Source organism: Pseudoalteromonas sp. Cn5-37 (genome assembly GCF_021532495.1).
Classification (GTDB): domain Bacteria; phylum Pseudomonadota; class Gammaproteobacteria; order Enterobacterales; family Alteromonadaceae; genus Pseudoalteromonas; species Pseudoalteromonas simplex.
In genome coordinates this window covers 185,517-206,299 of record NZ_JAKGBA010000003.1, presented here as the reverse complement: position 1 = coordinate 206,299, position 20,783 = coordinate 185,517, and the positions used below count along the sequence as shown (strand labels likewise).

Sequence of the window (20,783 nt, the reverse complement as noted above, 5' to 3'; positions counted from 1 at the left end):
CAAGTCGGAGAGTAAACATGTTTGATATGATGGAACAGCACAGCGAAGAAGCTGTCATTAAAGTAATTGGCGTGGGCGGTGGCGGCGGTAACGCGGTTGAGCACATGGTAAAACAACAAATTGAAGGTGTACGTTTCATTGCTGCGAATACGGATGCACAAGCATTACGTAATTCATCTGCTGATGTAACAGTGCAGCTAGGTACACAAATCACCTCTGGTCTAGGTGCAGGTGCTAACCCGGAAGTGGGTCGTAACTCTGCTGAAGAAGACGCTGAGACTATCCGTGCCAGCCTTGAAGGTGCTGACATGGTATTTATCGCAGCTGGTATGGGCGGTGGTACGGGTACAGGTGCTGCGCCAGTGGTTGCTAAAATTGCTAAAGAGTTAGGCATTTTAACGGTTGCTGTAGTAACGCGCCCGTTTGACTTTGAAGGTAAAAAGCGTGCTGCAGCTGCTGAACAAGGCATTAATGAATTGTCAGAAACTGTAGACTCACTTATTACAATTCCGAACAATAAATTGCTTAAAGTTTTAGGCAAAGGCACTACACTATTAGATGCCTTCGCAAAAGCGAATGACGTGTTATTTGGTGCGGTACAAGGTATTGCAGAGCTAATTACACGTTCTGGTCTAATCAACGTGGATTTCGCCGACGTACGTACAGTTATGTCAGCGATGGGTACTGCGATGATGGGCACAGCATCTGCGTCTGGCCCTGACCGTGCGCAAGAAGCTGCAGAAGCGGCTATCTCAAGCCCACTACTTGAAGATGTCGATTTAACAGGTGCTAAAGGTATCTTAGTTAATATCACGGCAGGTATGGATATTGCGATTGAAGAATTTGAAATTGTTGGTAACCACGTTAAAGCACTTGCGTCAGAAAACGCAACAGTGGTTGTGGGTGCGGTAATTGACCCTGAAATGAGCGACGAGTTACGTGTAACGGTTGTTGCAACAGGTTTAGGCGGCGATCGTCGTCCACAGTTTGGTATTGTGGATAATGGCTTTAAAAAAGCATCAGGTTCTGATGTACAAAGCTCAATGAACCAAACAACTAGCAGCATGTATGTGCCAAGCTTTGCAAGTCAAGGCAGCGGTGATGATGTAAGCATGTCATCTGCGTCTGAAAAGCAAGAGCCCGTACAACAAAGTACAACGAGCAGCTCAGTATCTAGCAGCACTGAGAGCAGCAAAAAGTCTGATAAATCAGAGGGTGGCGATTACTTCGACATTCCAGCTTTCCTAAGAAAGCAAGCTGACTAAGACAGTTTTTGTTGGTAATTTTGTTCGATAAATAAACAAATTGGCAGTTGAATGTATTTATGATACAATTCGCCGTCTAACTGTAACTATAAGTGAGCGAACCTATGATTAAACAGCGTACGATTGCAGAAGTAGTCAAAGCCATAGGAATTGGACTTCATAAAGGTGAGAAGGTCACTATTACTCTCCGACCTGCGAGCGCAAATACTGGGATAGTATTTCGTCGCGTAGACCTTGATCCGGTTGTTGATTTTGAAACAACACCAGAAGCCGTTGGTGATACGCAACTGTGTACCTGTTTGACAAACAAAGATGGTGTTCGTTTATCAACGACTGAGCACCTTATTGCGGCGGTAGCGGCAATGGGTATTGATAATCTAATTGTTGAATTAGACAGCTCAGAAGTACCAATCATGGATGGTAGTGCATTACCATTCATCTATTTGTTACAAAAAGGCGGCATTAAAGAAGTAAATGCAGCTAAGCGCTTTATTCGTATTAAAGAAAAAGTACGTATTGAAGAAGGCGATAAATGGGCTGAGATCGAACCATACGATGGTTTCCACATCGATTTTGAAATTGCGTTTGATCACCCAGCAATCAATGAAAGCCGCCAACGTATCGGTTTAGATATCACGGCACAAAGCTTCACTGAAGAAATCAGCCGCGCACGTACTTTCGGCTTTATGAAAGATATCGAGTATATGCACGCTAACAACCTAGCATTAGGTGGTAGCATGGATAACGCAGTTGTATTGGATGAGTTTAAAGTACTAAATCCAAACGGCTTACGTTATAGCGATGAGTTTGTTAAACACAAGATCTTAGACTGTGTGGGCGATATGTTTATGACTGGCCACAACATTCTAGGTAAAATCACGGCTTATAAATCAGGCCATGATTTAAACAATAAACTACTTCGTAAAATTATGGCGACTGAGTCAGCATGGGAATGGGCAACTTTCGATACCCCAGTGACTATGCCAGCACCAGGCTTAGAAGTAGCGACAGCTTAATCGCAAGCATATTACAGTTATAAAAAATGACGCTTTAAGCGTCATTTTTTTTGCCAAACTATTATCAAGAATTATAAGCCTAGAATAGCTTCAAGCTCGACCAACTGATTGATTTGATAAGTTGGTTTAATATCTTCAGGTAGCTCAACTCCTGGGTGTTGTAACCAACACGTGTCGATACCCACATTGTGACCACCTAAAATATCACTGGCAGCTGTATCGCCTACCATTAAAATCTGCTCTTTTGGTGGATTGCCCATTAATTGAAATGTATGTTGAAAAATCTCTGGGGCAGGTTTTGCTTTACCGACTAACTCTGAAATAACCAGCCAATCGAACATATCCTGTAAACCGGTGTGCTCTAGGCGTTTTTGTTGTAACTTAGCAAACCCATTGGTAATAATGCCTAGCTTGGCGTGTGGTTTTAACTTTGTAAGCAAGTCAACTGCACCAGGTAATGGCACACAAATAGAGGCCATAGCATCCAAGAAGCCATCGTTAAGCTCTTTTGCTGGCACATCGAGTCTATTAGCCCATTCTGTAAAGCGAGTTATCTGTAGCTCGCTGGCGGTAATTTCATGCTTTTGATAAGCAACCCAAAGCGGCTTATTGGTTGCTTGGTAATGATGATAATCTGACTCAGTAAATTCTACGCCGTAATGTGCAAACATCACTTTTAAACCTTCAAATGCATTAAAGCTAAATAGCGTTTCATCGGCATCGAATAATACGTGGCTATACTTCATGGTTATCCTAATTACTGGTTGAATAGGGTAGGGTGTGAAAATGGCGCCATGGCCAATGTCAGTGCTTGTACATAAGTACTTTCGCGCGTGGCAAGATGATTGGTTAATAAGCCAATAGCACCACCTTGTTGTTTGATATTAACGGTATTGAATGCCTCATCCATGACATCACCTAGTTCTTTACCAGCTAGCAAGGCATCGTAAAAAGGTTGCGGTAACGGTAGGTTGCTACTGCGACCCACGCTAAATTGCTGCTTGTTTGCAATCACTACAAAGGCAAAGGTTGCAGCGCCATAACTAAATTGTTCTGCGCCACCTTCCATTGCTGTATAAAAATCGGCGTCAAAGTGATCTTGGCAATACTTAACGCGATTTTCAGCGCCGATACGGGTTTCATCTTCACCTAGTGGCTGATCAGGTACGCCAGAAGGTGCATCTTCACCTTTGCACTCAATGGTATGATGTGGGAAATAAAGACTAAAGACATGTTTAGCCGCGTTAATTTTAACGGGGTTCTTTGAACCAACAATAACACGTAATGTTTGTTTCAAGGCGACGACTCCATTGTTTTCACCAGAGTCAGCAGTGTACCCGAGTGAGTTAAATCGGCAAGTCAACCGGGGCTAAATTTTCAAGGGCGCGCTTTTTCAAAATAATATCTTTGATCAACGGCGTTAGCACAAGCTCCATTGCTAAGCCCATTTTGCCTCCAGGTACCACAAGCGTATTGATACGAGACATAAAGCTGCCTTCAATCATGCTCAAATAGTACGGAAAATCGACGTCATCTATGCCACGAAAACGAATCACAACAAAGCTTTCGTCTAAAGAAGGAATATCTTTTGCGCTGAATGGGTTTGAGGTATCAACCGTCGGCACTCGCTGGAAGTTGATATGAGTACGTGAAAACTGCGGGGTAATGTGGTTAATGTAGTCATCCATTGAACGCACAATAGAGCCCATTACCGCTTCTCGCGAATGGCCTCGTTCAGAGGTGTCGCGAATGAGTTTTTGGATCCACTCAAGGTTGATAATTGGCACCATGCCAATCAATAAATCGACATGCTTAGCAACATCATGATTCTCATCGACAGCACCACCATGAAGACCTTCATAGAATAAGATATCTGTATTTGATTCTAAATCTTGCCAAGGGGTAAAAGTTCCTGGAAGTTGGTTATAAGGCACCGCTTCGTCGAAAGTATGTAAGTAACGTCTGATTTTACCTTGGCCGGTTTCGCCATATTGGTAAAAAAGCTCTTCAAGGGCACCAAAATCATTAGCTTCTCGGCCAAAGTAGCTAATGTGCTTACCTTCTTGTTGTGCTTCACGGATTTTTTTATCCATTTCAGGGCGAGTATAACGATGAAAGCTATCGCCTTCGATGAAGGCTGCATCAATGCTTAAGCTTCTAAAAATGTGCTTAATTGCATTGGTGGTTGTGGTAGTTCCCGCCCCAGATGAACCGGTAATAGCGATGATAGGGTGTTTAGCTGACATAATTATTCTCGTTATTGTTGATACCAGTCGGCTTAAAAATTTAACCATTCTAGTGTGTTAAATGGTCAGTGGCATAACTCGATTGGTATTATCGTGCATAAAATCAATCAGTAGAAACCGATAAAAAACGAACACGTCCTAGTTATAAAGGTCGAGCATGGTAAGGTCAAGTGACTGGCGGATTAATTAACGCTATCATGGGCTGATAAAAATTAAAACGAGAGAACAACATGAAATTGATTTCGTCTTTACTTTTCGTCGCAGCAGGGACATTGTTTACCAGTCACGCACATGCAGCGATGCCTAAAAGCGAAATATTACTTGCCGACTTAGACACCCCATATGGTATGCAGGTGTCGCGAGTAACCGATGATAAAACTTATAATAATCAACCATTTTTAGTTGATACTGGGCTTTACTACACCCATGAAGTTGTTGGCGAAAATGGCCAGTCACAAACCGATATTGCGTTTTATGACTTTGCATCTAAGAGCAGTGTGAATATCACCAACACTCCTGTCAGTGAATACTCGCCAACGCTAATGCCAAATCAGCAAGCCTTGTCGGCAATCGTGGTCGAAGCAGATGGTAAGCAAAAGTTATGGCAGTATCCATTAGCAGAAGAGCCTGCCGCGAGCCGAATTTTTGAATGGATTGAGCCTGTTGGCTACCATGCGTGGGGCGCTGATGAAGACCTGATCATGTTTATCTTAGGTGAGCCGCATACATTGCAATACACTCGTGTTGCTGCGGCTAAACCGCGTGTCATTGCCGGTGATATTGGCCGAACTTTAATTTTTGATAAACACACAAACAGTTATTTATTTAGTTATAACAAAAACAACCAACATTGGGTTGCACGCTTTGCGCCGCAAACTGAGGAAGTGAGTGATTTATTTAGATTACCTGAGTCGGTGCAAGACTTTGCTTTAATTGATAAAGACACTGTGGCTTATGCGGTTAATAACCGAGTTCATAAGCGCAGTTTGACTGAGCCTGAAGTGGTATCACAGTGGCTTGATTTAAGACGCTTTTGTGAAGGCTCAATCTCGCGTTTAAATTACAAACAGAGCAAACTGGCATTTGTATGTAATAAGTGAAATGACCCGTTTTCCAACTCGCATTTATAAAAGTGCACAGCCCATTCATTATGGTATTGCATTTAAAGTCACCTCACCTGAAGCGGCTGAGCAATTTATAACTAAATTAACTGCTATTTTAGCGCAATAAAAAAGGGCCACATTGTGGCCCTTTTCGTATTTGCTTTAATTAGCGCTTAAGGAAGCTATTCACTGAGTTTAATTCACGGTTTTTCAGTGCAATACAATCATTGATGCTTTCTTCAAGCTTACTAAGAGAGCGTGCATAACCTGGTACTTCAGTGATTTTATCGTTGAAGAAGGTTTTGGTTTTCTCTAGGCTTTTCGCATCGCAGCTTGCCGTTGTGAAGAATGGTAAATTTGGTACAAAGAACGGTGGTAAGTTCTTAGTGATGGCATCGTAATTGTTGTAAATCCACTCAATAAACAGTGCTTCACGCTCTTTACCATAGCCTAAACCACCTAATAACGTACGCATATCAGAGGCTGTTACGTTATCTGTTAAGCTGTATTCTAGAACCGCTTTTTGTAACTCAGGTTTACCAAAGTAACCCATCGCTGCCAGCATCTTAGTACGCACTTGTGGATCTTTGGTGGTTTTAAAGGTTTGCTTGTACTTTTCAAGTAACTTTGCATCGCCATGGTAAGCCGCAAGGTTTAAGTAAGTTGAGGCTAAATATGGGTCAACATTTTCAGGGTTGTTTAAGTACAGTGCCGCTTGTGCTTTTGCTGTATCAATGACTTTTTGGTCATGGCCATCGAAGCCTAAACGAGCAACAACTTGCGCACGTAATTGCGATACCGCCGCGTCTTCACCTGCTTTTGCTGTTAAACCATATTGCTTAGCGGCAGGAGCAATGCTGTTTCGAATAAACTTAGGCCATAGGTCACGGTTACTGTCGTCTTCGAATACGCGTTTTTGAGAAGCAAGGTAACCCAATGCTGTGTTTGCTACTAATGGGTGAGCATCACTCACAAAGGCTTCTAACGTTTGCATTAAGTGAGCCGCAGAGATAACACCTGCATCAAGTAATGAATCAACCGCAGAAAGTAGCGCTAAGCGCTCACGTACCGTTAGCTTGTCAGCAGCGTTCTCTAACAGGGCATTAAACTGTGCATCATTTAATACCCAGCGGTAATAACCCATGGCACCTTGATCTGGGTAAATCCACTCAGGTTCAAAGTCGAGAGTTAGATGCTGTGTTTCTTTATTCAGCAGTAAACTTGCGGTTTTAACTTTGTCGCCCGCACCATACTTAATTGCAACCGGAACATTCCACAGTTGTGCTGGTGCATCAACGCCAGCATTTACAAAGCGGCTTTGGCTGATATTAATTTTCTTACCATCTTGCGTTACTTTGATAAGTGGGAAAGATGATTGTTCGATAAACGATTTAAGAACACTTGCCACATCTTTATTAGACGCTTCGCCTAGTGCTTGCCATAGATCAGCAGCTTCTGCATTTTTATACGAGAATTTTTTCAAGTAAGCACGAATACCTTGCTGGAATGCCTCTTCGCCAATCCAGTTTTCAACCATAGATAAAACCGCGCTACCTTTACTGTAGGCAAGGCCAAGGCCATCCATGATATCAGCTTCAGTTTTGATTGGTTTACGAATAGGTTTAGTACTTAAACGCGCATCCAGTGCCATCACATAGTTTTGTGGTAAGTCTAAGTGCGACTCAAATTCAGGGTTGATTTGTGCAGTGATTTTCGCTGCCATCCAACTTGCGAATGCTTCGTTTAACCATAAATCATTCCACCACTTCATAGTCACTAGGTTACCGTACCACTGGTGAGCTAACTCATGGGCAATGATTGATACATTGCGCTCTTTTTTGCTGCGCGTTGCTGTTGCTAGGTCTACTAGTAAAATGTCTTCACGGTAAGTCACTAGGCCTGCGTTTTCCATTGCGCCAAATGGAAACTCTGGCACTGCCACTGAGTCTAGCTTTTTGTATACGTAAGGAATGCCAAAATAATCTTCTAGGGCTTTTAACACACGCGGCATATTTTCTTTTGCGTAATCAGCAAGGTGAATTTTACCTTGTGGAGTCAATACGCGGCCAGGGATTGGCATGCCTTTAATTTCAAGCTCTTCAAACGGGCCAACAGCCATAGCGACTAAGTAAGAAGGAATCGGTGGTGTTTTGTCAAAAAAGTGCGTTGTCATATCGCCATCAACTTTGGTTTTTAAAACCGGTGTATTGGCATACACTTTTTGTGATGTTGGCGCTGTGATAGTTAGCTGAAATGGAATTTTATAACTTGGCTCGTCAAAAACGGGGAATGCACGACGCGCATCGCTCATTTCAAATTGCGTGAAAAGATAAGGCGTACCTTGATCTAAAGTTTTATATAAACCAACACTTTGGCGATTATAAGGTGCGGTAAAATCAACTTTTAAAGTGTATTTACCTGGCTGAATTTTTTCTTCACAAGCGAATTTAACTTTGCCTGTTTTTAGCATTTCAGCACTTAGGTCACAGTTTTCTGCACCTAAAATTTTCGCCATGCTAACTGCATAATCAATACCGTTTAATTCGATATAATTGGTTGCTTTTAGAACCTCTAAAGCAATTTCGGTATGACCAGAAAAATTGTCTTTGGCAGGATCAAGCGTAAGTTCTACTTGTTGTGAGCTAGGCTTGGCAAGCTTTTCGATAACATATTCATTGGCATGGGCAGAGCTAACAGCAAGTGCAACACTCACCGTTAATAGGCTTTTTAAGAACATAAGTATCCCTGATTTTTTGTTGTTAGAAAGGCACCTGCTATGAGGGGCGAATCACCATGCTATCAGGTTTTAATTTGAACAGTAATAAATAGTTAGTAACAAAGTTTGTCAGTTAATTATGGCGGTCAATGAAACGCTGCCAATGCAGTTGCGGGTTTATTTGTCGTATGTTTTGCAGCACGGTATTTAATAACTGCATATCAGCAAAGCGTTGCTCGTTGAAATCTTTAAAACCAAGCAAGTAGTTAAAGGCATCTTTGCAGTTGGCTTGCAGTGCATGAATTCGCACTTGTTGTTCAAAGTTGAGCCGTAAACTGCTTATCGCGGTTTTCATACCTTGCTGATCAACAGTAGGAATAGCGCACTTTTGTAAATAACCAGCGCGTTCACCTTCACCCGAAAACCAAATACGTACTTTTTCGCTGTAGCGACCAGATTTAGCGGGTAAATCAAACATCAGTCGTTGCTGATTTTGTTCATTTAAATAGCCTAAGTATTGGTCAAGTCCTGCATCGAGTAATGCATTGTGGATAGGTACATAGCGAGGTTTTATCTTGCCATGTGTATGAAAATCAAAGCAGCGAATTCCATCAAGGGTGACAATATTATCAAGGGTTAAATGGCCAATTTCATCGCTGTAGGCACCGGTGTAATAGGCAAACAAAGGCAGCCAAAAGTGCCAATGCTTAGCTTGTTCACGTGCTAAACGCTGATCACCATAAATGTAACCATTATACAGGGTATGTAATTCCATGGCCGAAAAGGGCCTACGACCAAGATGGGACTTCAACCTAATACCTTGATAATAAAGATGTGTTGAAGAGTATACCTGATAAGTATCAAGTTTCCAGCTTAACGACACTGCCATAAATACGGCCGTGTCGTTATAAGCTTAAGGATTGCTATTAATCGCAAAGAGCTTTAGCTAAACCAACCGGTTCGATTTCAACGCATACTTGATCATCGTTCCAGTTTAAACCAACAAGCGCATCATCTTCGTTAAGGTCTTCAACCCACTCATCAAGAAATTCGTCTAGGCCAATTTCAACAGGGGTATAGTCTTGCCACTCATCTTTACATTGTGCTTTTGCAGCGTCTTCAGTACCCCAAAGTAATAACACATCTGTGTCGCTAAATTGGTTTGATTCACAGACAACAAAACCACCATCTTCGGCACCGAGTGCCCACATAGATTCGTTCAAACGAACTTTTTCTACAAAGCTAACTAATTCTGATTCAATTTCGATATCGCTCATTTGCGTAACCCTTATCTTTATTTTCGTGGATCTGTTTGTTGTACTGCCGCTTTATCGGCGAATTTATGATAAAAATCAACTAAGTTATTTAGTTGGCTAAAATCAGTTAATTCGCGGAAGCGGATCCAATCTAGCAAGCAGTATAAACTGATGTTGAGGTATTCACAGCTTTTAAATACTGGCTCCGATAAATGAGTATTTAAATAGGCTAATGTTTCAACAATTCGTTCATTCTGTAAATTAAAAAATAGTTTATCGCTGCTGGTATCAAACCCTGAACGCTGACAAAGTAAAATTTCTACCAGTGAATCATTGCAGGCATTGATAATGGTTAAGTAGTTCTCTTGCTGCCAGCTAAGTAATGGCTGATCTGCTTTTTCGAGCAGATAGCGAATAATGGAGTTGGAATCACATAAGGTAAAATCATGGTCGATTAATACAGGAATTTTTCTGGCAGGGTTATGAGCAATCATGGTTTGTCTGTCTTGCTCAGAGAAAATATCCAAATTAATAAAATCAATAGCTAGGTTATTAAGTGCAGCCCAAATCCGAATACGGCGCACAAAAGGTGAGGTGGTCGAGCCTAAAAGTTTCATTTTGAGATCCTTCGCAAAAAAAAGCCGCTATGAAGCGGCTTTTTGAAATCGATTTGTAAATTAGTCAGTACGGCTTGTTACTTCTAGAAGATGATAACCAAACTGGGTCTGCACTGGGCCTTGTACTTGGTTTATTGGTGCAGAGAAAACGACTTTGTCGAACTCTGGAACCATCATGCCAGGGCCAAACTCACCTAATGCACCACCATCTTGACCTGATGGGCAATTAGAATGAGCACGAGCAAGCTCTGCAAAGTCAGCTCCTTGCTCAATTTGCTGCTTTAAATCCAAACAGTGAGCTTCACTGTCTACGAGAATGTGTCTTGCACTGGCTACTGCCATAACATCTCCCTAATGTGTGTTTTAGTATTAAATCACTAGTTTAGTTCAATATTTACCGAACGAAAAATTAAATTTATTTTGCAATCAGCTCAGCTTCAATTGCATCGCGTAAAGTTTGCGATTGTGGCTTAGTTTTACTATTAAAGCGCTGCACTGTCGTACGATCTGCAGACACTAAATATTTGTAAAAGTTCCAGTTAGGTGAGCTGGTTGCTTCATTTAGGTGTTTGAATATTGGGTTTGCATCGCTACCGCGAACGGCACTGGTAGCCAGCATATTAAAGGTTACGCCATAATTGATGAAACATACTTTTGCCGTGTCTTTTTCATCGTCTTCTTCTTGGAAAAAGTCATCTGATGGAAACCCTAATACGACCAAGCCTTGGTCTTTATATTCTTTATGAATGGCTTCTAAGCCTTCAAACTGGCCGGTAAAACCACAATTACTAGCGGTATTCACAATGAGCAGTGGTTTGTCTTTGAATTCACAAAAATTAATAGACTCTTTTGAACGCAACTTTCTCATTGTGACATTGGTAAAATCATCACATTGGCTGCTTGCTTTAGCTGTTGGTACCGCCTCTGTGGTTTGTGCTGCAAGGTTGGTTGTTATTAGGCCTGCTGCAAGTAACAAAGCATATTTATACATAGTTATTTCCCGCTAGTTATTTGTGATGAATATACGCTAATATGCAGCAAAGTGATCATTTAATTTCAGCTATTTATGACGATTCGCAAAGCAACACAAAACGATTTAACTGATATAGTCGCGATTTATAACGAGACCATCCCTGGGCGTATGGTTACCGCAGATACCGAAGAGGTGTCGGTGGCAGATAAACAAGCTTGGTTTGATAGCCATACAGAAAAAAGACCTATCTTTGTTTTTGAGCAACAAGGTAAAGTAATTGCTTGGTTAAGTTATAAGTCTTTTTATGGCCGCCCAGCTTACGATGGCACGGTTGAGATTAGTATTTACATCACCCAGCAGGCTCAAGGGCAAGGGCTAGGAAAGCAACTGCTTATATTTTCAGAACAGCATGCAAAAACACTTGATATCAAGGTGTTATTAGCTTTTATATTCAGCCACAACCTACCCAGTATAAAACTGTTTAATCGCTTTGAATACAAGGTTTGGGGAGAGCTTCCAGAAATTGCAATTATGGATGATAAAGCTTATGGCTTGACAATTTTGGGTAAGCACTTGCAACCTTAACCTTCTTAAAAAACTAGTAAAAAAATACGGTGTAAATTGTGCGGTAAAAGATTTTTAGACTACGCTAAAAAGGTCAGTTTTTATAGTGAGTCTTATTTACGGTGCGAAAAATATTAATAGTTGATAGTAATAGTGTACTTGCGATGCGTGTAAAAGTTCTACTCGAGCTTATCGGTTGCGAAGTTGAGCTATTACACTTTTCAATGATAGATGATACCGTTCTAAAACAGCAATATGATCTCGTTGCTGCTTCACATGGGGTGCCAACAAGTATCATTGAAGAACTAATGAATGACTTTTCTCAAGAGCATTTCTTATTACTCGCACCGAAAGCACAACGCAGTGACTTACTTGAACATTTTAGTGAAATTAACCGTCTCTTACCTAACGCCGTTGTTATATATCCTTTTTTCGCAAATAAAGAGATAAGCACGCTTCTAGAGGGAATATTAGAATTAGACAGCGACAATATTCTCAAACTTCCTACTGTATTGCTCGTTGATCATTGTCCCGACCGGTTACAAAAAATAGCGCAAAACTTAAAGGGCGCGCATATCAAAACCATCACCGCTGATAACATGAGCTTTGCAATGGAGTTAATTCATGAGCATGCAATTGATTTATTGATTAGTGATTTTACTTTTGAAGATGGAACAGGGCTTGAATTGTTTATAAAGCTGAAGTCGTTGCAGCCTGAAAGTCGTTGTTTATTGTATACCTCAAAGCCTGATCAAGTTTCCATGGTTGCTGCCATTCGTCAGGGTGTTGAAGATGTTTTGATCAAACCGATTGATGATAATGGTTTATTGCAATCAGTTCATAAACTATGGCAAACAGAGCTTCTCAAACGTCATAATTCAGAACTTGTTGAAAGACTTCAGAGTACCGTTGATGCGCTTATAGAAAAGGACAGTTTATTAAGAGTTATTTTTAAGCATACTCCCGACGCTATTATTTTATTTGAACGATGCGGAAAGGTAATCGAAACTAACGATGCCTGTGAACAATTATTTGATAAACAGCACCATGAATTTGAAAGCTGTTCGGTATTTGATTTTTTTGATGCGCCTTCAATAACACGTATTAAAGAAAAAATTACGACGCTAAGTAAAAACCGCCAATTTAGCTGTGATCTAAGAATGCTTAAAAAAGATGGCAATGATATTCCATTAGTGGGATCGTTTAATGAAATAGATCATCACGGCGAGATTGCGTTAGCGGGGATCTTTAAAAACGTTACACACTTAAAAGAAAAGGAAGATTTGCTACTTGAAGCAAAAGATTTGCTTGAAGAAGAGGTAAAAGCGCGAACAGCTCAACTAGAGCACGCAAAAGATGTGGCTGAAGCTGCAAACTTAAGTAAGTCTGAATTTTTAGCGAATATGTCTCATGAACTCAGAACGCCAATGCATTCAATCTTAAGTTTTGCTCGTTTTGGACTTGATAAAGTTGCCAACAATGATCTGAGTAAAGACAAGTTAAATAAGTATTTATCGCGTATAGAACAAAGTGGTGAGCGCTTATTGTCACTGCTTAATAATTTGCTTGATCTTTCAAAACTGGATGTTGGTAAATTTCCCTTTAATCCGCAAAAACATAACCTTAGCAGTATTATAAAAACCAGTATTGATGATGTCTCAGGGACTGCTCTTGAGAGAAATATTGCTATTCGTTTAATTGGCTTTGAGAAAAGTATTTTGCTCGATTGTGACGAAGAGCAGATAAACCAAATAATGCGCAACTTGCTTGGTAATGCACTTAAATTTAGTGAGCCAGCCAGTGAGATAGATATTCAGCTAGCTATGAATAATGAAATGGCTGAAATATCAGTAATAGATCGTGGTATAGGAATTCCAGAGTCTGAACTTGAGAAAATTTTTGCGAAGTTTGAGCAAAGTAGTAAAACCAATAGTGGTGCTGGAGGTACAGGACTTGGTTTAGCTATTTGTCGTGAATTTGTAGCCTTACATCAAGGAACGATTACGGCAAGAAATAATGAATATGGAGGTGCAACTATTTTAGTAAAGCTTCCATTGAGGATAGATCTACCTCAACACTTAGCGAGTGAAGATAGATCTGTAAAGTTAAATTAATAAAACGGAAGTGTTAGACATGGCCTTAAAGAGAATTTTAGCCGTCGATGATGAACCATTTAACTTAGAAATAATTGAAGAGATTCTTGAAGAGCTCGACTTTGAACTGAAAATGGTCAGTAGCGGTCCAGAGTGTTTGGCAGTAGTTGAAGAGTTTGATCCTCAGGTTATTCTGCTTGATGTGAGTATGCCACAAATGAGTGGTTATGATGTTTGTCGAAAACTAAAAGAGAATCCAAATACCGAGAAAATCATCGTTATGTTTGTTTCAGCAAGAGGAACGGTTGAAGAGCGTATGGAAGGCTATTCAGTCGGAGCTGAGGACTATATAGTTAAACCATTCGGGCATGAAGAATTAAAGCTTAAACTGCAGCACTTACATCAAGTATTGATAGAAAAAGAATCGCTAGAGCAACAAGTTGAAGATGCGACTTCAACAGCATTTAATGCCATGGCGAACAGCAGTGAAATGGGGCAAATAGTCAACTATATCGAGCATATAGGTGCTATTGAAGATGAGCAAGAGCTGGGTAAAGCTCTGCTTAACTGTCTAAGCTCATTTGATTTACAAAGCAATGTTGAGTTTCGCTTAGAGTCTGGCATTGAGCACTTTTCAATTTCGGGCATGTGTTCGCCAATCGTTATTGAGTTATTTGAAATGCTCAAAAATAAAGGCCGACTCCATGAATTTTCGAATCGAATTTTAGTCAATTACGAAATGATCAGCTTACTAATCTTAAATATGCCAGACCAAGACCCTGATAAGCATGGCCGAATTCGGGATCATATTTGCTTTTTAGTCAGTGTTACAGAACAGCAGCTTAAAGCGATCATCACAAAAAAAGAATTGCTCAGACAACAGCAACAACTTAATGATGCTGTAGGTAAAGTTCACAGCAAGTTTTCGGGACTCATCGAACTTCTAAATGAAAATCGTGTAAATAACGAGGCTGTATTTAAGCAGCTTCAAGAAGACTTAGAACGACGTATACCAACCATGGGCTTAGATGAGGACCAAGAGGTTTTTATCTATCAAAAGGTCGACGAAACCATCCAAAACTCTGTTGCACGTGAAGAGTCAGTTCAGGGAGTAAAAGCGGCATTCAAAGAGATTGAAAATGATTTATCGCAATTATTAAAGCAGTAGCACTACTTATTTCGAGGTTGCTCAGTTAAAAGATTAAACACTGAACAGATCATTTCTACAGGTGGTTTCTCAAAAACGGGCTCTGAAAGTTAAGCATAACACAACGTTGATTTTTACCTTTAAGAGCTCGAAGTACTTGCTTTATTTTACTGCTATTTTTCAAATTAAATTTTATTAAATTAGGTCACGCCGATTTATCAACCACACAAGTGTATGTGCATATGAGCTTGGTCAAATTGCAAGAAGTGTATAACAACACTCACCCTGCGGCACAGCGATGAGTTATGACCCAAGGACAGGTTTTCGAATATTTCGAAAGTTGACATGTTTGCGAATATTTCGGATAATTACGTTGTGCTAAATTTTAATCAATCTCACTGATTAGGTTTGCACATAATAAAGCTCAATTATTTACAATGACAAACAGACAAATGAGACCAAAGTAATGTTGAACGTACAGTCATTGCCAAGTGCCGAAGAAATCGCCTTGGCTAAATTAAGCAGCCAAGAACTTTCAGCCGTGCTGGAAGCGAATGGTGATGTACAAAATTTTAGTGTGGTAGGTAAAGATGGTGAAACTCACTCTGTTCAATTACCTGCTAGTGCCGTTAAATTAATGATTGAAGTGCTGACTCAACTTGGCCAAGGGAACAGTGTTAATATCACACCGATACATGCTGAGTTAACCACGCAAGAAGCGGCGGATATGCTAAATATGTCACGACCCACGTTTATCAAACTACTTGATTCTGGTGACTTGCCTTATGCAAGAACTGGCAATCGTAGAAAGGTCGCGTTTGTTGATGTGATGCAATACAAACGTCAGCTTGATGAACAGCGACTTGCGACTCTTGATGAATTATCAGCACTCGATCAGGAGTTGAATTTAGGATATTAAATGACAACTTACACCGTAATTCTGGATGCATGTGTGATGTATCCAGCGCCACTTCGAAGTTATTTACTGTATTTGGCGCAAACAGGTTTGTATCGGGCGAAATGGACAGAGCAAATTCACGACGAATGGACGCGAAATTTGTTAAAAAAGCAACCATACATCTCTGAAGAGAAATTACAACGCACACGGGAGTTAATGAATCGCCATGTGCCTGATTGTGTTGTTGAAGGTTATGAGCCATTTATAGCTGGAATCGAATTACCCGATCAAGATGATCGCCATGTTGTTGCCGCTGCAATTAAAGGGCAAGCTGAAGGGATTGTGACATTTAACTTAAAAGACTTTCCAGATGAAAAACTAGCACCACTTGGGCTGTCAGCTATACATCCAGATGTGTTTTTGTCTGACATGTTTGAATTGGATCCAAGCCGAGCATTGTTGGCTGCACAAAGACAAAGGCGCTCATTGAAAAATCCACCAATGTCAGTAGATGAGTATTTAAACTCTCTACAAAAGCAAAAGTTGCCCACACTTGTTTCAAAGTTACGCCAATATGAAATGATGCTGTAATGGTTGACATAGTTATCACTAATGGCAATCATGCGGGTATGGTGTAGCAGACATACTGTTTAGTATGACACCACATAACCTAATTTTAGGTCGAGGCTGAGTCCGGTAATGATGTTCTGGCTCCAAGTTATACTTGGCGAAGGCTCCCTTGTTGGAGCCTTTGTTATTTCTAGCCCCATAAAAGTGATTTAACACTTTACCTTATTGCTGTACTCTCAAAGTTATAAAAGCTCTTTAAAACAATGCGTCAAGTTAGGCCGATTAATTCATATGAACGGTCGGGTGTACGATTATAACCTTGGGCGTTTTATGTCTGTAGACCCCGTTATTCAAAGCCCAACGAATAGCCAGAGTATTAACCCTTATTCGTACATAATGAATAATCCGCTCAGCGGTACTGACCCGACAGGGTATGAGTCCATTGACGTGTCAGGCATTCGTCCTGATTGTGGTGGTCCACTTAGCTGTTGGGATAAGCCAATTGAAGATCAATTCAGAAAACAAAATCAGCGAAGTGGAAATACATCTAGTTCTTCTAACTCAAGTAATGGAGCGCAGCAGCAAAGTTCTGCTCAATCGTCATCAGTAGAAACCGCAGATATTGGTTCACCATCGACAACTGCAAAAGGTAATAATAGTACCAATGTAGAAAATAGTGGATTCGGAGGCAGCACACCTTCCTCCAAGGGTGAGGTGAAGAAGGATGGAGATTACACAGAAGCTAGTTACAAAGGCAAAGGGTACACACTCAATTACTCCATAGAAGGTTCTGACGAATTCAAAGCTGAGGTTGCAGGTATGTTCTCGGCACTGGGTGAGCTCACAACTGGCAAGATGATGCTAAGGGGAATCGCTCGAACAAAAGGCTCCTTACTAATAACTGAAAGTATCCGCGTAGGGATAGGCGATGATATAGAAGGGTTTGATGTGTTTTTGTCATATAGTTCAAAATGGCCTCAATTCATCGGGACTACCCTGGGTAAGCAAGAAATACGAGCAAACCCTGGGATGGTGTTTGCTCATGAATTACATCATGTCTGGGATAGATTGTCAGGTGGCAAGGCTATGAATCTCGGTAAACCAGTTGAGGGGCTGCCTGCGCGAGAGACATACGCCGTCAGATTCACAAATCGTATTCGGAAAGAGTTAAAATATGGCTACCAGCGAAATACTTACAGGAGACCAGGGAAAACATATGAAATTCCATTACGCTAAAAAAACGTTAACATCAAGCCTAATGTTGCTATCTTAACGACGAACCTTACATGTACCCCAAAAGAAAGCAAGGTTCCATTGATTGTTAAGTTGGATAAATCATTAACAGCAAAATCAAAAGAGTATGTTTTCCACTATCAGAATAACTTTTCTGGTTGGGTATTTGAATCATATCTGTTCATTGGAGAGGTTAATGGTGAATACGTTATTGTTAGTGCAGGAAGTAAACTAGCGAAAAAGACGACCTCTATCACAAAGGCTGAATACGATCGGATACGGAATAATGTGATAAGAAGTACAAGCCATAAAATTAGTAGTCCGGTTACAGAGAATCAGGAGTTCTGCCAGTATTTCGACATCGACGGTAAAAAAGGAGTTGTTTTAGATGAAGAGAATTCAGACCCTATGTTGAGGAAGCTAAGAAAAGAGCTTGATGCACTTATCATTTATCGTAATGAATGAGAAAAATAGGGTCGCGCCTAACCCATTTCCTGTTTATTGCTGAACAAAAAAAGCTTTTAGTGCGCAGTCAACCCCAGCAGAACTGAGCACTTGCTAACGGCGGACTGTGCAAAATATGTCAGTGCCACTAATTAGTGGCGCTGGCTCAAATTGTCTTGATTTAAGCTATCAAGCATCTCTGGGTAGGCCTTTTTCAACAATGCGAATTAAGCGCGCAGTTTTACGAAGCTTTAACTGGCGCTTATTTTTTTGCTGATCAAGCGCCCATTCAATATGCTCAGCGACCAAAGCGCTAGCGGTTGTTAATCTTTGCACTAAAGCCTCAATTATCTGCTCATTGTAATCAGCGTTACCTAATCCGACAGCGAGGTTCCTTAACCAGCGCTCGTGACCAATGCGGCGTATAGGGCTGCCTTCAGTATTTTTAAGAAAGGTTGCCTCATCCCAAGCAAATAAGGTCAGTAAGTCTTGATCTTTAAGTTGTTTTCTTGGATGAAAGTCAGCTTCATCGGTTAACTGACCATAGCGATTCCACGGGCAAACTAATTGGCAGTCATCACAGCCATAAACGCGATTACCTAACAGTGGGCGATACTCTTCAGGAATAGCGCCTTGCAATTCAATAGTAAGGTAAGAGATACATTTACGGGCATCGACTACATAAGGCTCGACAATCGCACCAGTTGGACACAGTGTCATACAGGCAACGCATTTACCACAGCCCTCAAAGCTATTTTCTTCATCAATAGGCAGGGGGATATCAACAAACAGCTCACCTAAGAAAAACCAAGAGCCCGCTTCTTTATTGATTAGCAAACTGTTTTTACCACGCCAGCCTAAGCCTGCTTTTTCGGCTAGTTGTCTTTCAAGCACGGGGGCTGAGTCAACAAAAGGACGAAAACCTAGCTGGCCTATATGCTGCTCTATTTGTTGGCCTAATTTTTTTAGGCGGTTGCGAATTAATTTATGATAGTCACGACCTAATGCATAGCGACTGATGTACGCTTTATCTGTTTGTTTGAGGTTCTTAGCAAAGCTTGCATCAGGCGGTAGGTAGTTCATTTTTACTGAGATGACTCGCTGCGTGCCAGGTACCAGCTCTGCGGGGCGCGCTCGCTTCATTCCATGGGCTGCCATGTATTCCATTTCACCGTGATAGCCTAAATCTAACCAGCGCTGCAGTTGAGCTTCATGTTTCGTTAGGTCAATATCAGTGATCCCGACTTCTGCAAAGCCAAGGTCTTTACCCCATTGCTTTATTTGCAGTGCGAGTTGTTCATAATCAATAGCGGGTGTTGTCACGGTCAATAAAAAAGTAGCCAAGAAGCGGCTACTTTAACATAGTTTGACTCAGAGCAGCAGTTAAAAGCCGATTACACAAAGCGTTTTAATTGCTCTTGGGTTTGTTGGCTCAGTTTGTGTGATTGTTGGCAGTCAGCGAGTGATTCATCAATCTGCTGTTTTGCTTGCTCACCCAGAGCAACTATTTGCTCAACAGTTTGATGAGTGTGGGTTTGAGTTTGCTCTAGTAAATGCACCGCACTAACAATCTGCTGTAGTTGTTGTTGGTTTTGCTCAAATTCGCTAAGCATATTACTAAAGCCTGTAGAGGTATTGCTAATCGCTGTTTCAGCTTCACTCGAGTGGTTAATTAGTTGCTCAGATTCTTTATTGGTTTCGCTAACCAGACTATTCATTTGATTAATAAAATCGGTTATTTGGCGGGTTGCGTCGTTTACTTTAACCGATAGTGATCTAACTTCATCGGCAACCACGGCAAAGCCTCGGCCAGCTTCACCTGCACGTGCCGCTTCAATTGCAGCATTCAGTGCAAGTAAATTGGTTTGGTCAGAAAACTCTTCTACCATTTTTAAAATGGCGCGAATGTTCTCGCTGTTTTCTTTTAGGCCAGACACAGTTGCTGAGAAGTTACCCAAAATTTGGCTAATCATCGCGACCTTTTTAACTAATGCTGATAACTCAGTGGCTGAGTGTTTTACAAAGTTTAAGTGCTCACTATTAACATGGTGCACGCTATCAGTGTTCGCTGAGATATTCTCAAGGCTTGAAGTTATTTGGTTACTCGAATCAGTAATGGTTTGGCTAAACTTGATTTGCTGGTGGCTCATTTCTGCGGTTTGCTGCATTGAATGAGTCATCTTTGAACTACTATCTGCACTGGCTTGTGCACTTTGGTATGTGGTGGCTAATAGATTTGCTAAATGAACTGTAAAGGTATTGTACTGCTCACTTAAATCACGAAATTCATCGTAGGTAAAATGCGGTAACTTGGCAGATAAATCTGCATCATGACGGTTGATTTGCTCAAGTGTATCGCGCATTGCTTGCACTGGGCGCACAATTAAAAAGCGCATGTAGAAAATAGTAAAAATAAAGCTCGCGATGATAACAAAGGTCATTAACCAAAATAGTCCCATGCCAACTTGTTGCTCTGACAGGCTGCTATAAAGCCAGATTAAAGTAGTAGCTTGAAACGCAAACACAAAACCTAAATTACCGACAATCTTACGTGTAAGAGTGTAAAAGAATGTTTGTTCGATAAAATTATAAATGCGCATATAGCTACTCATTAAGGTGTTGTGTTGATTCATTTTGGCGTA

At 40.9% G+C, this 20,783-nt stretch carries 22 protein-coding genes; 11 read left to right on the top strand and 11 right to left on the bottom strand.

The genetic code is table 11. From position 1 onward, the window contains the following. Positions 1–17 precede the first annotated feature (17 nt). Together ftsZ and lpxC are read left to right on the top strand one after the other, a co-directional pair. Positions 18–1,265, top strand: a complete 1,248-nt coding sequence (ftsZ, locus tag L1266_RS07520; protein WP_054552725.1) for a cell division protein FtsZ — start codon at positions 18–20, stop codon at positions 1,263–1,265. 104 nt (positions 1,266–1,369) lie between these two features. Continuing rightward, positions 1,370–2,281: a UDP-3-O-acyl-N-acetylglucosamine deacetylase gene (lpxC, locus tag L1266_RS07515; RefSeq protein WP_036971181.1), complete on the top strand. Its 912-nt coding sequence runs from the start codon at positions 1,370–1,372 to the stop codon at positions 2,279–2,281. A 71-nt stretch (positions 2,282–2,352) separates the two neighbouring features. Here lpxC and yjjG read toward each other — a convergent pair whose 3' ends face one another. The 3 genes from yjjG to L1266_RS07500 are packed head-to-tail and all read right to left on the bottom strand — an operon-like array spanning position 2,353 to position 4,527. Then, complete coding sequence (gene yjjG, locus L1266_RS07510) at positions 2,353–3,027, bottom strand: pyrimidine 5'-nucleotidase (protein ID WP_054561044.1); 675 nt, start codon at positions 3,025–3,027, stop codon at positions 2,353–2,355. An 11-nt stretch (positions 3,028–3,038) separates the two neighbouring features. After that, a complete protein-coding gene (yjjX, locus tag L1266_RS07505; RefSeq protein WP_138598845.1) occupies positions 3,039–3,578 on the bottom strand; it encodes an inosine/xanthosine triphosphatase in 540 nt (179 codons plus the stop codon). Positions 3,579–3,627: 49 nt separating this feature from the next. Continuing rightward, complete coding sequence (locus L1266_RS07500; RefSeq protein WP_054552722.1) at positions 3,628–4,527, bottom strand: phosphoribulokinase; 900 nt, start codon at positions 4,525–4,527, stop codon at positions 3,628–3,630. Between the two features lie 230 nt (positions 4,528–4,757). Between L1266_RS07500 and L1266_RS07495 the strand changes: the two genes are divergently transcribed. Further along, entirely contained in the window at positions 4,758–5,627 is an 870-nt protein-coding gene (locus tag L1266_RS07495) for a hypothetical protein (protein WP_235377202.1), read from the top strand. A gap of 1 nt (position 5,628) precedes the next feature. After that, positions 5,629–5,757, top strand: a complete 129-nt coding sequence (locus L1266_RS22250; protein ID WP_268795038.1) for a hypothetical protein — start codon at positions 5,629–5,631, stop codon at positions 5,755–5,757. A gap of 39 nt (positions 5,758–5,796) precedes the next feature. Here the strand turns inward: L1266_RS22250 and L1266_RS07490 are convergent, their stop codons facing one another. The 6 genes from L1266_RS07490 to L1266_RS07465 form a co-directional block, all read right to left on the bottom strand. Further along, a complete protein-coding gene (locus tag L1266_RS07490; RefSeq protein WP_235377201.1) occupies positions 5,797–8,367 on the bottom strand; it encodes a M1 family metallopeptidase in 2,571 nt (856 codons plus the stop codon). A gap of 112 nt (positions 8,368–8,479) precedes the next feature. Then, positions 8,480–9,157, bottom strand: coding sequence for a hypothetical protein (locus tag L1266_RS07485; RefSeq protein WP_062566485.1), 678 nt, complete (start codon positions 9,155–9,157; stop codon positions 8,480–8,482). 115 nt (positions 9,158–9,272) lie between these two features. Beyond that, positions 9,273–9,623, bottom strand: coding sequence for a DUF2750 domain-containing protein (locus L1266_RS07480; protein ID WP_054552718.1), 351 nt, complete (start codon positions 9,621–9,623; stop codon positions 9,273–9,275). A gap of 17 nt (positions 9,624–9,640) precedes the next feature. Further along, positions 9,641–10,219: a glutathione S-transferase family protein gene (locus L1266_RS07475; protein WP_194441977.1), complete on the bottom strand. Its 579-nt coding sequence runs from the start codon at positions 10,217–10,219 to the stop codon at positions 9,641–9,643. A gap of 60 nt (positions 10,220–10,279) precedes the next feature. After that, positions 10,280–10,561 carry a peptidylprolyl isomerase gene (locus L1266_RS07470; RefSeq protein ID WP_054552716.1) on the bottom strand — a complete coding sequence of 94 codons (282 nt, stop codon included), beginning with the start codon at positions 10,559–10,561 and terminating at the stop codon, positions 10,280–10,282. Positions 10,562–10,634: 73 nt separating this feature from the next. Continuing rightward, entirely contained in the window at positions 10,635–11,210 is a 576-nt protein-coding gene (locus L1266_RS07465) for a glutathione peroxidase (protein ID WP_235377200.1), read from the bottom strand. A 75-nt stretch (positions 11,211–11,285) separates the two neighbouring features. Here L1266_RS07465 and L1266_RS07460 point away from each other — a divergent pair, with 75 nt between their 5' ends. The 7 genes from L1266_RS07460 to L1266_RS07430 all read left to right on the top strand — a co-directional run bounded on the left by L1266_RS07460 (position 11,286) and on the right by L1266_RS07430 (position 18,162). Then, complete coding sequence (locus tag L1266_RS07460) at positions 11,286–11,777, top strand: GNAT family N-acetyltransferase (protein WP_235377199.1); 492 nt, start codon at positions 11,286–11,288, stop codon at positions 11,775–11,777. Positions 11,778–11,920: 143 nt separating this feature from the next. Further along, positions 11,921–13,870 (top strand): sensor histidine kinase, encoded by a 1,950-nt coding sequence (locus L1266_RS07455; protein WP_235377198.1) that lies wholly within the window; start codon positions 11,921–11,923, stop codon positions 13,868–13,870. Between the two features lie 19 nt (positions 13,871–13,889). Further along, positions 13,890–15,017 carry a response regulator gene (locus tag L1266_RS07450; RefSeq protein WP_166338790.1) on the top strand — a complete coding sequence of 376 codons (1,128 nt, stop codon included), beginning with the start codon at positions 13,890–13,892 and terminating at the stop codon, positions 15,015–15,017. Positions 15,018–15,462: 445 nt separating this feature from the next. Beyond that, positions 15,463–15,915 carry a helix-turn-helix domain-containing protein gene (locus L1266_RS07445; RefSeq protein ID WP_105173580.1) on the top strand — a complete coding sequence of 151 codons (453 nt, stop codon included), beginning with the start codon at positions 15,463–15,465 and terminating at the stop codon, positions 15,913–15,915. Further along, entirely contained in the window at positions 15,916–16,485 is a 570-nt protein-coding gene (locus tag L1266_RS07440; RefSeq protein WP_235377197.1) for a PIN domain-containing protein, read from the top strand. It begins immediately after the preceding gene. 270 nt (positions 16,486–16,755) lie between these two features. After that, positions 16,756–17,700 carry an RHS repeat-associated core domain-containing protein gene (locus L1266_RS07435; RefSeq protein ID WP_268842725.1) on the top strand — a complete coding sequence of 315 codons (945 nt, stop codon included), beginning with the start codon at positions 16,756–16,758 and terminating at the stop codon, positions 17,698–17,700. A gap of 285 nt (positions 17,701–17,985) precedes the next feature. Then, positions 17,986–18,162, top strand: coding sequence for a hypothetical protein (locus L1266_RS07430; protein WP_235377195.1), 177 nt, complete (start codon positions 17,986–17,988; stop codon positions 18,160–18,162). A 168-nt stretch (positions 18,163–18,330) separates the two neighbouring features. On the opposite strand, the gene queG is transcribed toward L1266_RS07430, so the two are convergent. Beyond that, entirely contained in the window at positions 18,331–19,464 is a 1,134-nt protein-coding gene (gene queG, locus L1266_RS07425) for a tRNA epoxyqueuosine(34) reductase QueG (RefSeq protein ID WP_235377232.1), read from the bottom strand. A gap of 71 nt (positions 19,465–19,535) precedes the next feature. After that, positions 19,536–20,753 (bottom strand): methyl-accepting chemotaxis protein, encoded by a 1,218-nt coding sequence (locus L1266_RS07420; RefSeq protein ID WP_199530295.1) that lies wholly within the window; start codon positions 20,751–20,753, stop codon positions 19,536–19,538. Positions 20,754–20,783 lie beyond the last annotated feature (30 nt).